The organism is Parachitinimonas caeni, from assembly GCF_030129945.1.
In the GTDB taxonomy this organism is placed as follows: domain Bacteria; phylum Pseudomonadota; class Gammaproteobacteria; order Burkholderiales; family Chitinimonadaceae; genus Parachitinimonas; species Parachitinimonas caeni.
The window spans coordinates 1-224 of sequence record NZ_JARRAF010000328.1; the positions used below are offsets into that span (position 1 = coordinate 1).

The following is a 224-nucleotide window of genomic DNA, read 5'->3' on the forward strand; positions in this document are numbered from 1 at the left end:
CAGCCAAGCCCAGGCGTTGATTGAAGGGATTTCGGCTCAGAATCTGATCGGTGATAAGGCTTATGACAATGACGCTATTGTGCAGCAAGCCCGTGAGCAAGGGATGAATCCGGTTATTCCGCCACGCTGTAACCGGAAGGAACAGCGGCCGTATGATGAGCACCTATACCAGCACAGGCATTTGGTCGAAAACGCTTTTCTCAAGATCAAGCGATGGCGCGGGA

General features: G+C 52.7%; 1 protein-coding gene. It reads left to right on the top strand.

Annotated elements, in window-relative coordinates; genetic code table 11:
• Positions 1 to 224: transposase (locus PZA18_RS25955; protein WP_284103555.1), on the top strand; the 224-nt coding region annotated here is incomplete at both ends.